Here is a 14,973-nt window from a genome sequence, read left to right on the forward strand (position 1 = left end):
AATGACATCAATCGTTTTTATGGGGACGCCACAGTTTTCGGCGCCCATTTTAACCAGTTTAATTGAACAAAATTATGATGTGCTGGCAGTGGTGACGCAACCAGACCGTAAAGTCGGTCGCAAACATGTCTTGACAGCTTCACCAGTGAAACAGGTTGCGGTGGCGCATGATATTTTAGTGCTGCAACCTGAAAAAATCGGTGGGAGTCCTGAAATGCAAAAAGTCATCGACTTACAACCTGATTTGATTGTCACGGCGGCGTTTGGTCAATTTTTACCGACGAAATTATTAAAAGCCGCCAAAATTGGGGCAATCAATGTACATGGCTCGCTCTTACCAAAGTATCGTGGTGGCGCTCCGGTCCAATATTCGATTATTAATGGTGAAAAAGAGACTGGCATCACGATTATTTATATGGTCAAAAAAATGGATGCTGGTGACATGTTGGCACAACAAGCGATTCCAATCACTGCCAAGGATGATACCGGGACGATGTTTGAAAAACTCAGCGTGGTCGGTCGGGATTTATTGTTAGCGACTTTGCCAAAACTAATTGCTGGGGAGTTGACAGCAACACCACAAGATGACGCCCAAGTGACGTTCTCACCAACGATTAAGCCGGAAGAAGAACAGCTTGATTTTGATCAAACGGCGACGCAACTTGATGATAAAGTGCGTGGTCTCCGTCCTGCCCCAATTGCTTATGCCATTTTGGATGGTAAGCGCACCAAATTCTGGGACGTGACGCCTTTAGACGAAGTTGTGACCCAAGCGCCTGGGCAAGTCGTTCGTAAAACCAAGCATGAGTTAGTGCTAGCAGCCGGACAGCAGACTGCGATTGCCGTCAATACGATTCAACCAGCTGGCAAGCCCAAGATGACCATTACTGATTTTCTCAATGGTGCCGCTGATAAATTCAAAACTGGAGAGCAGGTTATTACAAAATGAGTGAAGTTGGCAATAGTCCCCGTTGGTTAGCCGTTTCAGCCTTAGCAAAAATAAAAAATGGCGCCTATTCTAATTTACAATTAAATCAATTAATTAATCAACACAGCATGGATCGTCGTGACATCAACTTGTTAACGAATATCGTCTATGGTGTGATTCAGCATCGTTTGACTCTTGAATATTGGCTTAAACCATTTGTCCGGCATCCGCATCAATTGGACCCTTGGGTGAATGAACTCTTATTAACCGCTTTATATCAATGGCAATATTTGGACAAAATTCCCAAGCGTGCCGTCTTCAACGAAACGATTGAGATTGCTAAAGTGAAGGGACATCCTGGTATTCGCCGGTTTGTCACCGGGGTGTTACATGAAATGGATCGCAGTGGCTTACCTGATTTTGGCGCCATTAAAGATCCAGATGAACGGTTGAGTATCACTTACAGCATGCCAATCTGGTTAATCAATGAATTGCGTGATCAGCTCGGTGCCGACAAGATGCAAAAAATCATTGCGTCATTAAACCAACCTGCTAAGCAGTCGTTACGGGTTAATACGGCCGTTTCAGATGTTGAAGATGTCACGGCTGCCCTCACGAATGAAGATCTGACCGTTGACTTTAGTGAAATTTCGCCGCTGGGCCTAATTATTACCGATGGTCAAGCAATCACGACGGCTGCCATGAAGTATGGGATGTTTACCATCCAAGATGAAAGTGCCCAACTAGTGGTGCCGGCGTTGGATCCACAACCTGGTGACCGCGTCTTAGATGCATGTGCGGCACCTGGTGGTAAAACGACGCAAATCGCGGCTGCCTTAGATCCAGATGCGGGTGGCGAAGTCATTGCCTTAGATATTCACGCCAACAAGGTGAAGTTAATTGGTGAAAATGCCGCCCGGATGCATGTGGCGGATCGAGTTGCGGCAACCGAATTGGATGCCCGCAAAGTTGGCACGGAATTTCAAGCAGGGCATTTCGATCGTATTTTAGTGGATGCCCCTTGTTCTGGTCTCGGCTTAATCCGACGAAAACCTGAAATTCGTTATGAGAAGCAGCTTTCAGATAGTTTAAACTTGCAACGAATCCAATTAGAGATTTTAGACGCCGTGGCGCCAACCTTAAAAAAAGGTGGTATCATGACGTATAGCACTTGTACGATTCTAAAACAAGAAAATCAGGATGTGATTGCAAAATTCTTAGCTGACCACCCTGATTTTGACTTGATTAAGACCCCAACTGAGCTAGGCTTAAAAGCAGACCGGAAAAGTGACACTTTGTCAATTTATCCGGATGATTATCTCTCAGATGGCTTTTTCATTGCTTGTTTACGAAAAAAATAACAGTGGAGTGGTGAACCGTGAATTTTGCATATCGGTCTGATATCGGCCAACAACGCGAAGAAAATGAAGATTATGTCGGGGTTTTTAAAAATAAAGCAGGTGTTCAGTTTGCCATCGTCGCGGATGGTATCGGTGGTCATCAAGGCGGCGATGTCGCTTCCGAAATGGCCGTGTCTCACATGGGTTACCGATTCGAAAATACGACCTTCGATCAACCAACTGCGGCAGTAAAATGGCTTGCGGCTGAGGTTCAAGACGAAAATCAACATATTATCGAAAAAGCGCGCGAATTTTCTGATTTGAATGGGATGGGAACCACCATGGTGGCGGCCCTCATTTTTAATGATGAATTTTTAATGGCAAATATCGGCGATAGTCGTGGCTACTTGTTCCGTGATGGGAAGTTACAGCAATTGACGGAAGACCATTCGTTAGTGAATGAGTTGGTCAAACGTGGTGAAATTTCTGCGGAACAGGCGCGCCAACATCCACAAAAAAATATTATCACACGGACGTTGGGAATCTCACCAGATGCAGATATTGATACTAACTTGTATCACATGCAACCAGACGACCAACTTTTGTTGTGTTCGGATGGTCTGACCAATATGGTAACAGATGACCAATTGACGACGGTTTTACAAAGTAGTGACCAAACTGCCACTGAAAAATGTGAAACGCTAATTAAATTAGCAAATACGGCTGGTGGGGCAGATAATATCACTGCCTTGATCGTGGTCGTTGATGGTGAGGTGGCCAGTAAATGACACCTAACTACACACTTAGCGGACGGTATCGAATTATCCGGTCCTTAGGTGAAGGTGGGATGGCGAATGTTTACTTGGCGCATGACTTAATATTGGATCGTGATGTGGCGGTCAAACTGTTACGCTTGGATTTGCGTGATGATCCGAAGACCATCAAGCGTTTTCAACGTGAGGCGTTGGCAACCACGGAATTGGTCCACCCGCACATCGTGAGTTTATATGATGTCGGCGAAGAAAATGGGATGCAGTACTTGGTGATGGAGTACGTCAAAGGGATGGACCTTAAGAATTATATTAAGGAACATTTCCCACTGCCGCTCCAGCAAGTCATTGACATCATGGAACAGATATTAAGTGCGGTTGCGACCGCGCATGCGCATAACATTATTCATCGGGATCTCAAACCACAAAATATTTTAATTGATGAACATGGCAATGCCAAAATTACGGACTTTGGCATTGCGGTCGCGTTGTCGGAACATACGATGACGCAGACCAACACCATTTTAGGCTCGGTGCATTACTTGTCACCTGAACAGGCCCGCGGCAGTATGGCGACGAAACAATCTGATATTTATTCTTTAGGGATTATTTTGTATGAAATGCTGACGGGGTCAGTGCCGTTTAAAGGTGAAACGGCGGTTTCCATCGCTTTAAAACACTTTCAAAATGAGATTCCCTCAGTTCGTGATTTTGATGCTGAGATTCCACAAGCCTTAGAAAATGTCGTGTTACGGGCGACCGCTAAAGATCCGCGCGACCGGTACGCCACGGTCGCAGATATGGCAAGTGACCTGTTAACGACTTTGTCTGAAACGCGAGTTGGTGAAAAAAGATTTGAACCAGAAGATCTTGGTAATGATGAAACGAAGATCATGCCAAGTGCCGATATTGCGGCTGCGATTGCCGCCAATCGTCGGGCTGATGCGGCTAAAAAAAGTCAGGAAGCACCGGTCACGACTGATCCAAGCATGCAGGCAAGTGAGCAAACGCCAGCAGACGCGCCATTACCAAAACGGTCTTGGTCGAAACGGCATCCGATACGACGGCGGCTGATTTTATTTGGCTCGATTGCCGTTCTGCTAGTGGCCGCAATTATTGTGGGCCTTGAATTGAGCCGACCACAGATGACGACCGTGCCAAAATTGGCTGGGATGACGCAGGCGAGTGCCACGAAGGTGTTGGCGAAACGTCAGTTATCTGTAGGGACGATTAAGCGCGAGAAAAGTAACGCTGTTGCCAAAAATCAAATTATCAAGAGCACCCCGGGTAGCAAAAAGTCTGTTCAACAACGTTCTCGAATTAATTTGACAATTAGTAGTGGCGCCAAACAAACGGCTTTTGGTAATTATGTCAATGAAAACTATGCAGACGTTAAGTCAACCTTGACGGCGGTCGGGTTTAAAGTGACCCAACGTTTTAGTACGTCCGATGTCGCTGCTGGTCAGATTATTAGTCAAGACGTCGTCGCGGGCAGTTCGGTGTTGCCCACCAATACGACGGTGACTTTTACTGTCAGTGCGGGCAGTCGCTACGTGTCTTTGCGGGATTTGACGGGAGAGAGTCAGACGGATATTTCGAATTATGCGACGGCAAATCGACTTAATCTGATCTTTAAGCAAGGTTATTCCGATGACCAGAAATCTGGCTATTCCTACGATCAAGATCCAGAAGGCGGGACGGATGTGCGCGCCGGGTCGACGGTAACCGTCAATATGTCTAAAGGGTCGCAACCGGCGAATGCTGATTTGGCTGAAAGCTTTAAGGTTAAAGTGAAGGTTCCTTATCAAGCCTTGAATACCGCCACGGCGACCGCGAATGATGTGAAAATTTATTTGGAAGATGATAGCCACCTAATTGATAGTTTATATCGTGAAATCACGATTACATCGACGACGCGCGTCACGTTACCGTTTCAATTAACCGGCTCTCAAACGGGTAAATATCGGATTGTTCGCAATGGCGTGACCGTTGCTGAAAAAACAAAAGTCACGAATAAAGATGCGACAAATTAAAAATAAAGAGTTTAGGCCAAAACCTGAACTCTTTTTTTGGTACAATAGAGCCAGTAAGTTTTAAAGTGGACCGACCCAAAATATAAAAAGGTGGTGCAAGTTTGAAAACGGGACAAATTCGACAATCATTAAGTGGATTCTACGATGTTTATGCCGATGGCAAGCTTTATCGAACCCGTGCGCGGGGAAATTTTCGAAAACGAGGGCTGACCCCCTTAGTTGGTGATCAGGTTGAATTCGACGCCCCCACACAACAGGAAGGCTACATTCTGAAACTCTTGGCTCGGCAGACAGAACTCGTGCGACCACCAGTTGCGAATGTTGATTTGGCGATTGTTGTTACCGCAACGACGACGCAAGAATTTTCAACGAATTTATTGGATCGACAATTAGTTGCCTTGGAAGTTGCGGGGATTCACTCAGTGATCTACATGGCGAAGACCGATTTGTTATCTGATACTGAGTATGCGGCCCGACAAGCCTTAGCCACGGCCTATGAAGCAATTGGCTATCAGGTCATCATGGCACGGACAGCCTTTGACGCCACCGCGTTGACAGCGGTTAAACAAGCCTTGGCCGGTCATGTGGCAGTTGTCATGGGTCAAACTGGGGCGGGAAAGTCAACACTACTGAACCACTTACAACCGGGTTTGGATTTAGCGACCGGTGAGATTTCACAGGCCTTGAATCGTGGGAAACATACGACTAGAAAGGTCAGTTTGATTGAAATTGCTGATGGCTTAGTCGCCGATACACCGGGATTCTCGTCCTATGAAGTTTTTGACATTCCAGCCACCGAGTTAACCCATTTTTTTCCAGAATTTGTGCGGTTAAGTGCTGACTGTAAGTATCGTGGCTGTGTGCATATTAACGAACCCAAGTGTGCGGTGAAAGCAGCTTTGGCGAATGGCTCAATTTTGCAAAGTCGCTACGACAATTATTTACAATTCTATGAAACAATTAAAAACAAAAAAGTTATCTATAATAAGAAAAAGTGAGTGAAGCTGATGATTAAAGTTGCCCCTTCAATTTTAAGTGCGAATTTTGCTAATTTACAGCCAGACGTTGAACTAGTGGAAAAAGCTGGTGCCGACGCTTTGCATATTGATGTCATGGATGGCCAATTTGTGCCGAACTTGTCCTTTGGGATGAGTACCGTGGCGGCAATCCGGCCAATTACTTCCTTGACGCTGGACTGTCATTTAATGATTGTTGAACCAGAACGTTTTGTGGCACAGTTTGCCCAAGCTGGGGCAGACTTAATCGGGGTACACGTTGAGAGTACCCGCCATATTTATCATGTCTTGCAATTGATCAAGCAGGCTGGTGCGAAAGCCGAGGTCGTCGTTAATCCAGGCACACCGTTAAGCATGATCGAAGGCCTATTACCTTTAGTTGACCAAGTGCTGATTATGACGGTCAATCCTGGTTTTGGTGGCCAACATTTCTTAACGCCGATGGTTGATAAAATTAAAGCCTTGGCGCAATTAAAACAACAACACGGCTACGCCTTTGAGATTGAGGTCGATGGTGGCATCAATGATCAGACGGTTAAAGCGGTGTATGACGCTGGTGCAACGGTTGCGGTGGCCGGGTCTTACGTGTATGGCGCTGATGATCCAGCCCAACGGATTCAAGATTTGAAAGTGGCGACGAACTAATGACGACGGTGAATTTGTTAGTCGGGGGACCGACGGCGAATTGGCCGACTGACCTGGCACAACTTTCTGGGCCGTGGGTCGGCGCCGATCGTGGGGCGCTGCGCTTGGTCAAGTTAGGCATTCAGCCAGTGATGGTTGTTGGTGATTTTGATTCAATCAGTCCGGCAGAATTACAGACGGTTAAGCAAGCAATTGCCGGTGCGGTGATTGTTAAGCCAGACCAAGATCACACTGATACGCAACTGGCCGTCAAATCCATTTTTGAACAGTTGCATCCTGATGAGCTGCATATTTATGGGGCAACGGGTGGTCGACTCGATCATTTATTGGCTAATCTTTGGCTAGTGCTTGACCCGTTCTTCCGTGATTGGGCGCCTAAGATTACCTTGATTGATCGCCAGAACACGATTCGATATTTTTTGCCGGGGAGTTACACGATCACTAAGGAAGCCACGAAAAAGTATTTGGCGTTTGTGCCACTAATGCCGATGAAGTTAACGTTAGCGGATGAAAAATATCCGTTGACGGCAGCTCAAAATGACTACCCAATTTCGTGGGCTAGCAATGAATTTGTTGGTGAGCAGGGCCACTTTAGTTTTGATACTGGGGTATTGGCAGTTATTCAGAGTTGTGATGCAACTGTTTAAGTCGCGTCATTGGCTTGAAGATGCGTTATTTTTATGAAGCTAAAGGTTGAAGGATCAAAATCCCTAATCATTGCCGCCATGTCAATGATTAGTTGCCATGACCGTTTCCAGTCGCCGCTGATCACATGCGGCCGTGGGACCGGGTCAAGCCTGAGAAACGTCTTGGCCCTCGCCCGGAACCCTTGCGCAAATCGCAAGTGTCCCGGACCGTCCGTGGCGTAACGTCGGCAAAAAACATGCCGGCCCAACGCCATTGTCACGGCCGATAGGATCAGCGGCGACTTCCGGCTAATTTAGCTGTTTTTAGGTTAGGTTTAGCGGAAGCAGGCAGAAATCGTTGTGCTGTGTCGGTAAGATTGGCCGGCGGGTCTTGGCCGCCTAATCTTACAGGGCGATTTAAAGACGTGGGTTATCGGCTTTAAATCGAAGTTGCAGACCGTACTATGGCTGCGACTGTCCCACCACAGCACAGCGATTTCTGCCTGCTGAAGCGGAATCAACACTAATTTGGAAGTGTCTGTTGCCTGTATGACAGTGTTTACAAGCCCTTTTTTGCTCTTTCAACCTTTAGTTATGAAGTTAAAACAGTAAGAGCGTCTACCTGAAGTTGACGATTCAGGTAGACGCTCTTTTGTGACGGTTATGAAGCTTATACGCCTTGCGGATGAACTAAGTGGTTATTCTCAAAGTAATAACTTTCGGCGTGATTCCGACTATGACCAGCATCATAATAGTAAGCATCGTGTTTGACGAGTGACGCAGTCGCCTTGACCCACTTTTCAGAATCTGGTTGGCCCAGTCGCTTGATCACCGCTTCGGCAGATTCACCGACTTCAGTGTGGTCAAACGCTGGATCATCGCGATGTGCGCGGTTGGCAGCCGGTGCGATGAAATAAGACTTTTTCCAAAGGACGCCGTCAATGAATGACACACTTAACTGACGTTTCTGACCTTGTTCCTGCCAATCGTAGGTGGCGCGCTGATGTTGATCGTGAGATGAGTTGTCACTTTTCTGGGGCTGACCAAAGCGTTTGACTAGCGTTGCTTGCGTGTCGGTGCCAAGTTGGATTGCTTTGGCTTTGTCCCGAGTAATGTTCAAGCTCACCGTTTTGGTGTGGGCGGTCGATGTGACTGAATTAGTCTTCTTAGTGACCTGATTAGTCTTGCTGACCTGACTTGGTTTTTCGCGAGAACTGGTTGCGGCTTGGCAGCCGGTCAGTAAGAGACCAGTTGCCATGAGTGTGAGGCTGGTTAATAATTTTGACATAACAGCATTCCTCCAAAATAATAAAGTTGTTTCAGAGGTTAGTTACGTCAAAAATGTCTAAACCATTTTTGATAATCACTTTTTTTGAAATAAACAGTCAAAATTCTAAACTTTATAATTTATACGGATTAAAATCGAAAAAAAGGGCAACAAAAAACGCCACTCGCAAAAAAAATGCGGTGACGGTTTGCTGCGCTAAACGCGCGTTACTTTACCTGATTTCAAAGTCCGAGCTGAAACCCAAACCTTCTTTGGTTTACCATCAACTAAAATGCGAACTTTTTGCAAGTTAGCTTTCCAGCTGCGGCGGCTGTGGTTCAAAGCGTGAGAACGCGAGTTACCAAAGTGCGTCCGCTTGCCTGTAACGAAGTCTTTTGCCATGTTGATCTGCCTCCTTCGGTAATCATTGATAAAAGGTCGATGCTTTATCATTCACTAGAATAATTTATCATAGATTAATAAAGGTTGCAATACATTTCTATCAAGTAATTTTACTTTACTGCTAAATTCCGTTAATTCGGGCTTCCTGAAAGACAGTCGTGTAATTTTTCTTTCATGAACCGTTGTGCTATGATAAACTATCGTAAATGAGCGCGTTAAAACAAGGAGGCTATTTTCATGGCTGTCAAAATCAAAACGCAATTTGGAACAATCGACATCGATAACGATGTGATTGCGACAGTAGTTGGCGGGGCCGCTACGGATAACTACGGGGTTGTCGGCATGGCTAGTCGGAATCAAATTCGTGATAATTTAAATGAAATTTTACGCCGCGAAAACTATGCGCGTGGCGTGGTGGTACGCCAAGAAGATAATGGCGTCTCAATTGAGGTAAATATCATCGTGAGTTATGGGACGAAGATCTCAGAAGTCTCACGGAATGTCCAAGCCAAGGTCAAATATAACTTACAAAATATGCTTGGCGTTGCGGCCAATTCGGTCAACGTCATTGTCCAAGGTGTTCGGGTAATGAACGACTAATCGATATTGGTGTGAGCCAAGGAGGAATTTTGAAATTGAAAATCACCAAGATAACTAATCTTGAGTTTGGCAAAATGGTTCAGGCTGCGTCACAAAAGCTGAATCAGCGCGCTGAATTCATTAATTCTTTGAATGTCTTTCCAGTACCCGATGGGGATACTGGAACTAATATGAGTTTGTCCATGGCCAGTGGGGCGAAATATGAACGGGATGAAACAAGTACCCAGGTTGGCGACTTAGCGTCAGCTTTAGCCAAAGGGCTATTAATGGGTGCTCGTGGCAATTCTGGCGTTATTTTGTCACAAATTTTTCGGGGCTTTTCGAAAAATGTGGCGGGTAAGGACGTTTTAACCGCTGATGATTTAGCTGAAGCCTTTGCTGCTGGGGCACAAACTGCCTATAAAGCAGTAATGAAGCCTACCGAAGGGACCATTCTAACCGTAATTCGCAAAGCTGCGGGTGCCGGTAAAGAAGCCGTAAAAACAACGGATGATATTTGTGAAGTTATGGTCGCAATCGTTGAGGCTGCGGAAGCCGCTTTAAAGTCAACGCCGGACTTATTACCCGTTTTAAAACAAGTCGGTGTCGTAGACTCTGGTGGACAAGGCTTGACCTTTGTCTTAGAAGCTTTTAGTGACTCACTCAGTGGTAAAATTGACGAATCACAAGACTATGTCCCTGACGATGCGGAAATGGATTCAATGATTGACGCGGCGCACCATCAAAGTGTGCAAGGTCAACTAGATCCAAATGACATCAAATATGGCTACTGTACCGAAATCATGGTTCGGATTGGTGATGGCAAGTTAGTGGATCATGACTTTGATTACGACACGTTCTACGACTATCTGGCTAAACTAGGCGACTCATTGTTAGTCATTAATGATGATGAAATCGTCAAAGTGCATGTTCATACGGAGCATCCAGGCGATGTCATGACTTGGGGCCAGCGTTTTGGGGCGTTAATTAAAGTTAAAGTCGATAACATGCGCCTCCAACAAGAAACCATCATGGAACATGATCACGATGCTGAGGCTGAGGCCAAAACTGCGGAAGCCGTTAGTCAACCAAAACCAGATATGCACGGTTATGCGATTATTTCAGTGGCTTCTGGTGACGGTATTGGTAAATTGTTCAAGGGCTTAGGCGTAACCGACATCATTGCTGGTGGTCAAACGATGAATCCAAGTACTGCGGATATCGTGAAGGCCGTCAATGCCAGTGGTGCTGATAAGGCTTTGGTGTTACCAAACAATAAGAATATCTTCTTAGCCGCGGAACAAGCTGCCGATGTTGCGGATATTCCGGTTGAAATCGTGCACAGTAAGACGGTTTCTCAAGGGATGACCGCGATGTTAGCCTTTAATCCTGAAGCTGAACTCACTGATAATCAAGCCGAAATGGAAGACACGTTGGACACGGTTGTGAGTGGTCAAGTGACGCACGCGGTGCGGGATACGACCATTGATGGCATGGCGATTCGTAAAGATGACTACATGGGACTCGTTGATGGCAACATCGTTGTGACGAATCCTGACCGGGAAACTGCCACAATCGACATGGTCAAACACATGTTGGATGAAGATAGTGAATTAGTGACGATTATTTATGGTGCCGACGCAACCAAAGCGGCGGCCGACAAGTTATCCACCGCCATTCAAGCCCTCGATGATGAACTTGAAATTGAAATTCATGAAGGCGACCAACCGGTTTATCCGTTCTTAGTGTCAGTTGAATAATAATTAAATCTGTTTAAACGGGTCCAGACGTCAAAGTCTACGGCCCGTTTTTAGATTTTTAGGCGAAGAGTTTGGTATAATTAAAGGAAATTCAAGTGAAAGGGGATTATTTAGGATGACTAAAGCATTAACAGATCCAGTCGGTGAGTTGGCTGGTGTTGGCCCAGCGCGCCAAAAAGCCTTGGCTGAACTCGGTATTAATACAGTAGCGGATCTGTTAACCTATTACCCCTTTCGTTATGACGATTTACAAGTGAAGGATATTAATGAAATTGCGGATCAGGAAAAGGTGACTTTAAAAGGAACTGTTGCGTCCGAACCCGTATTAGCCCGATTTGGTCGCAAGAAGAATCGACTTAATTTCCGGTTGTTGATTGACCATGATGTCTACATGGTGACTTTTTTTAATCAGCCTTATTTGATGAAACAGATTGAGACGGGACAACCGCTAGCGGTTTATGGCAAGTGGGATGCGAAACGTAGTAGCATTACCGGCATGAAGATCATCAATCCTAACAACGCTGAGGAGGCCTTTGGGTCGATTTATCCAGCTAGTAAAGCAATTAGACAGGGGACGATTCAAAAACTGGTTAAGCAGGCTTTTGAGGCGTATCAGGACGTGATCGAAGATGTTGTGCCGGAAACGCTGATTGCCAAGTATCGGTTATTGCCCCGACAACAGATGATTCACGATATGCATTTTCCAGCGAGCCAGGAAGCTTCAGCGACGGCACGGCGTTCTGCAACTTACGAAGAGTTCTTAATGTTTCAGATGCAGATGCAAGTGTTAAAGCGCTCAGATCATGAAACGGATGGGATTGCGATTCATTACGATAACGCGCTCCTGAAGGCGTTTATCAAGACGTTACCGTTTGAATTAACGCGGGCCCAAAAACGGGTGGTCAATGAGATTTGTCTCGATTTGAAGTCCCCTAAGCATATGAATCGCTTACTACAGGGGGACGTCGGTTCCGGGAAGACGATTGTGGCAGCGATTGTGATGTACGCGGCAATTACGGCGGGGTATCAAGCAGCCTTAATGGCACCGACAGAAATTTTAGCGGAGCAACATGCCAATAATTTAGCGCGCGTCTTTGCGGATACCCCAGTTAATGTGGCTTTGTTGACTGGTTCGACTAAGCCGGCTGCCAGAAAAACCTTACTGGCGGCCTTGGCTGCCGGTGAAATTAACTTGTTAATTGGGACCCACGCGTTGATTCAAGACGGAGTCGACTACGCGAATCTGGGGTTAGTGATTACGGATGAGCAACATCGTTTTGGCGTCAATCAACGGGCAGCTTTTCGGCAAAAAGGCGGACAACCAGACGCGTTGGCGATGACTGCCACCCCAATCCCCAGAACGCTGGCAATTACCGCCTATGGTGAAATGGATGTGTCTGAAATTGATGAATTGCCGGCTGGACGGCAGCCGATTCAGACGACTTGGGTGCGGAGTAATCAAGCTAACAACGCGTTGACTTTCGTCCGCAAGCAACTGGCGGCTGGGTCACAAGTCTACGTGGTGACGCCGCTGATTGAAGAGTCCGAAACGCTGGATGTTAAAAATGCCGAAGCACTGTCGGCTAATTTGCAAGATTATTTTGCACCGGATTACACGGTGGGATTATTACATGGGCGGATGAAGCCGGATGAAAAAGAGGCCGTCATGGCGGATTTTAAAGCCGGCAAAACGCAACTCTTAGTGTCGACCACCGTGATTGAAGTTGGGGTGGACGTCAAAAATGCGACGGTCATGATGATTTATGACGCTGACCGCTTTGGCTTGGCCCAATTGCATCAGTTACGTGGGCGTGTCGGCCGTGGCGAGAAGGCCTCGTATTGTATCTTGGTGGCCGATCCTAAAAATCAGCAAGGAATTGAGCGCATGCAGATTATGACCGAAACGACCAATGGGTTCATTTTAGCGCAGAAGGACTTGGAATTACGTGGTTCTGGAGAAGTGCTGGGCGTCAAGCAGTCTGGGATGCCATCATTCAAAGTCGGCGATCCCATCGCGGACTTAACTGTGTTGCAAGTCGCCCAACAAGATGCACATGCGATTGTGGCGACCCCTGATTGGGAGAAACAACCAGAGAATCAAGCATTAGTACACTATTTAAAAGGAAAATTAGCAGCAGTCGGGACTTTAGATTAGCTGACTATGAGAGGGAATGGTGATAAACATGGTAAAAATTGCGATTGATGCAATGGGCGGTGACTATGCCCCGGAAGCAGTCATTGAAGGGGTTGAACAGGCACGTGACTTATTTGAGGATACGGTCTTTTTACTTTACGGTAAGCGCGACGTCATTAATCAATATCTTAAAAATCGTGACCGTATTCAAGTGATTAACGCCGATGAAGTGATCACAATGGAAGATGAACCGGTCCGTGCCGTTCGTCGCAAGAAAAATTCATCAATCGTCATGGCCGCGACCGCTGTCAAAGAAGGCCAAGCGGATGCCTTTTTCTCTGCCGGTAATTCCGGTGCGGTTTTAGCCGCGGGGTTATTTATTGTTGGTCGGATTAAAGGCATTGACCGTCCGGGCTTAGTTACGGCGCTCCCGGTTGTCCGCAATCCCAAGCAATCTAATTTTGTCATGATGGATATTGGGGCAAATGCGGATAGTAAACCGGTTAATTTGCAGCAATATGCCATTTTGGGGACTTACTATGCCGAGCGTATGATGCAAACGCAATCTCCTCGGGTCGCCCTATTGAACAATGGGACCGAAGATGATAAGGGGAATAAAGTACACAAGGCGGCCTTCGAGTTGTTACAACAAACTGCTGATATTAATTTTGTGGGTAACGTGGAATCACGGGACTTGTTGAATGGTGTCGCGGATGTGGTCGTGACGGATGGCTTTACCGGAAATGCGGTCTTAAAGAGTATTGAAGGGACCGCTCGCTCAATGTTGGGCTTGGTCAAAGATGCCGTTTATAATACTGGCGTTAGCGGCAAACTGGGTGGCTTATTGCTTAAAAATGGCTTCAATCAAATTCGGTCACAAATGGATTATTCACAGTATGGCGGGGCAGTCTTACTTGGCTTGAAGGCACCAGTCGTTAAGGCACATGGCTCAAGTAAAGCGACCACGATTGTCAATACGATTCGTCAGATTCGCCAGATGGTTGCCACGGATATTGTTCCGGGTGTTGCGGCTTACTATGCGAATCAGCAAGCAAATCAACAGGCAAGTGTAGACAAGTCCGTCGAAAACGATTAAAATACTTTAGTGAATTCAAGTTAGTGAGGGATATTTGCATGACAAAAGAAGAAATCTTCAATAAGATCGCGGCCATCATTGCTGACCGTTTTGAAGTTGATCAAAGTACCGTAACCAATGAAATGAATTTGGAACAAGATTTGGATGCTGATTCAATTGATTTCGTAGAATTTGTCTTAGAACTTGAAGACACGTTTGGTAGCGAAATTTCTGATGAAGATGCTGAAAAGCTAAATACAGTTGGCGAAGTTGTCGACTACGTGGCAGCAAACCAAACAAAATAGGGTGTGACCAAGGGCAATTCATGATCCTTGGTGCGCACGGCTTAAAAAGCAGGCAAAATGCCTGCTTTTTAATTACCCTCATTAACAAAAAAT

The 14,973-nt window shown here is 46.1% G+C and carries 14 protein-coding genes; 12 read left to right on the top strand and 2 right to left on the bottom strand.

The window, feature by feature from the left end; all coding sequences use genetic code 11:
- Position 1: 1 nt before the first annotated feature.
- From fmt to FFM74_RS10605, 7 genes are all read left to right on the top strand, one after another.
- Positions 2-949 (top strand): methionyl-tRNA formyltransferase, encoded by a 948-nt coding sequence (gene fmt / locus FFM74_RS10575; RefSeq protein ID WP_137626602.1) that lies wholly within the window; start codon positions 2-4, stop codon positions 947-949.
- On the top strand, positions 946-2,289 hold the full coding sequence (gene rsmB, locus FFM74_RS10580) for a 16S rRNA (cytosine(967)-C(5))-methyltransferase RsmB (protein WP_137626603.1): 1,344 nt from the start codon (positions 946-948) through the stop codon (positions 2,287-2,289). The genes fmt and rsmB overlap by 4 nt, the downstream gene beginning before the upstream one ends.
- 17 nt (positions 2,290-2,306) lie before the next feature.
- Positions 2,307-3,056: a Stp1/IreP family PP2C-type Ser/Thr phosphatase gene (locus FFM74_RS10585; protein WP_137626604.1), complete on the top strand. Its 750-nt coding sequence runs from the start codon at positions 2,307-2,309 to the stop codon at positions 3,054-3,056.
- Positions 3,053-5,071 carry a Stk1 family PASTA domain-containing Ser/Thr kinase gene (gene pknB / locus FFM74_RS10590; RefSeq protein WP_137626605.1) on the top strand — a complete coding sequence of 673 codons (2,019 nt, stop codon included), beginning with the start codon at positions 3,053-3,055 and terminating at the stop codon, positions 5,069-5,071. The genes FFM74_RS10585 and pknB overlap by 4 nt, the downstream gene beginning before the upstream one ends.
- Positions 5,072-5,172: 101 nt before the next feature.
- Positions 5,173-6,069 carry a ribosome small subunit-dependent GTPase A gene (rsgA, locus tag FFM74_RS10595; RefSeq protein ID WP_137626606.1) on the top strand — a complete coding sequence of 299 codons (897 nt, stop codon included), beginning with the start codon at positions 5,173-5,175 and terminating at the stop codon, positions 6,067-6,069.
- Positions 6,070-6,078: 9 nt separating this feature from the next.
- Positions 6,079-6,732 (top strand): ribulose-phosphate 3-epimerase, encoded by a 654-nt coding sequence (rpe, locus tag FFM74_RS10600; protein WP_137626607.1) that lies wholly within the window; start codon positions 6,079-6,081, stop codon positions 6,730-6,732.
- Positions 6,732-7,379, top strand: a complete 648-nt coding sequence (locus FFM74_RS10605) for a thiamine diphosphokinase (RefSeq protein ID WP_137626608.1) — start codon at positions 6,732-6,734, stop codon at positions 7,377-7,379. Before rpe ends, FFM74_RS10605 begins: the two co-directional genes overlap by 1 nt.
- A gap of 649 nt (positions 7,380-8,028) precedes the next feature.
- Here the strand turns inward: FFM74_RS10605 and FFM74_RS10610 are convergent.
- Together FFM74_RS10610 and rpmB are read right to left on the bottom strand one after the other, a co-directional pair.
- On the bottom strand, positions 8,029-8,646 hold the full coding sequence (locus FFM74_RS10610) for a hypothetical protein (protein WP_137626609.1): 618 nt from the start codon (positions 8,644-8,646) through the stop codon (positions 8,029-8,031).
- Between the two features lie 195 nt (positions 8,647-8,841).
- Complete coding sequence (rpmB, locus tag FFM74_RS10615) at positions 8,842-9,027, bottom strand: 50S ribosomal protein L28 (RefSeq protein WP_137607503.1); 186 nt, start codon at positions 9,025-9,027, stop codon at positions 8,842-8,844.
- A 237-nt stretch (positions 9,028-9,264) separates the two neighbouring features.
- On the opposite strand from rpmB, the gene FFM74_RS10620 reads away from it, so the two are divergent.
- From FFM74_RS10620 to acpP, 5 genes are all read left to right on the top strand, one after another.
- Positions 9,265-9,627 (top strand): Asp23/Gls24 family envelope stress response protein, encoded by a 363-nt coding sequence (locus tag FFM74_RS10620; protein ID WP_137615278.1) that lies wholly within the window; start codon positions 9,265-9,267, stop codon positions 9,625-9,627.
- A gap of 35 nt (positions 9,628-9,662) precedes the next feature.
- Positions 9,663-11,366 carry a DAK2 domain-containing protein gene (locus FFM74_RS10625; protein ID WP_137626610.1) on the top strand — a complete coding sequence of 568 codons (1,704 nt, stop codon included), beginning with the start codon at positions 9,663-9,665 and terminating at the stop codon, positions 11,364-11,366.
- Between the two features lie 115 nt (positions 11,367-11,481).
- A complete protein-coding gene (gene recG, locus FFM74_RS10630; RefSeq protein ID WP_137626611.1) occupies positions 11,482-13,521 on the top strand; it encodes an ATP-dependent DNA helicase RecG in 2,040 nt (679 codons plus the stop codon).
- A 28-nt stretch (positions 13,522-13,549) separates the two neighbouring features.
- Complete coding sequence (gene plsX, locus FFM74_RS10635) at positions 13,550-14,596, top strand: phosphate acyltransferase PlsX (RefSeq protein WP_137626612.1); 1,047 nt, start codon at positions 13,550-13,552, stop codon at positions 14,594-14,596.
- Between the two features lie 38 nt (positions 14,597-14,634).
- Positions 14,635-14,880, top strand: coding sequence for an acyl carrier protein (gene acpP, locus FFM74_RS10640; RefSeq protein WP_137626613.1), 246 nt, complete (start codon positions 14,635-14,637; stop codon positions 14,878-14,880).
- The last annotated feature ends 93 nt before the right edge of the window (positions 14,881-14,973 follow it).

The organism is Lactiplantibacillus pingfangensis (assembly GCF_005404945.1).
Classification (GTDB): Bacteria; Bacillota; Bacilli; order Lactobacillales; family Lactobacillaceae; genus Lactiplantibacillus; species Lactiplantibacillus pingfangensis.

Bases quoted from the DNA above. Each gene is read 5' to 3' on its own strand.
- fmt (WP_137626602.1), top strand. From the start codon at position 2: ATGACATCAATCGTTTTTATGGGGACGCCACAGTTTTCGGCGCCCATT.
- rsmB (WP_137626603.1), top strand. From the start codon at position 946: ATGAGTGAAGTTGGCAATAGTCCCCGTTGGTTAGCCGTTTCAGCCTTA.
- pknB (WP_137626605.1), top strand. From the start codon at position 3,053: ATGACACCTAACTACACACTTAGCGGACGGTATCGAATTATCCGGTCC.
- rpe (WP_137626607.1), top strand. From the start codon at position 6,079: ATGATTAAAGTTGCCCCTTCAATTTTAAGTGCGAATTTTGCTAATTTA.
- FFM74_RS10605 (WP_137626608.1), top strand. From the start codon at position 6,732: ATGACGACGGTGAATTTGTTAGTCGGGGGACCGACGGCGAATTGGCCG.
- FFM74_RS10610 (WP_137626609.1), bottom strand. From the start codon at position 8,646: ATGTCAAAATTATTAACCAGCCTCACACTCATGGCAACTGGTCTCTTA.
- rpmB (WP_137607503.1), bottom strand. From the start codon at position 9,027: ATGGCAAAAGACTTCGTTACAGGCAAGCGGACGCACTTTGGTAACTCG.
- FFM74_RS10620 (WP_137615278.1), top strand. From the start codon at position 9,265: ATGGCTGTCAAAATCAAAACGCAATTTGGAACAATCGACATCGATAAC.
- recG (WP_137626611.1), top strand. From the start codon at position 11,482: ATGACTAAAGCATTAACAGATCCAGTCGGTGAGTTGGCTGGTGTTGGC.
- plsX (WP_137626612.1), top strand. From the start codon at position 13,550: ATGGTAAAAATTGCGATTGATGCAATGGGCGGTGACTATGCCCCGGAA.
- acpP (WP_137626613.1), top strand. From the start codon at position 14,635: ATGACAAAAGAAGAAATCTTCAATAAGATCGCGGCCATCATTGCTGAC.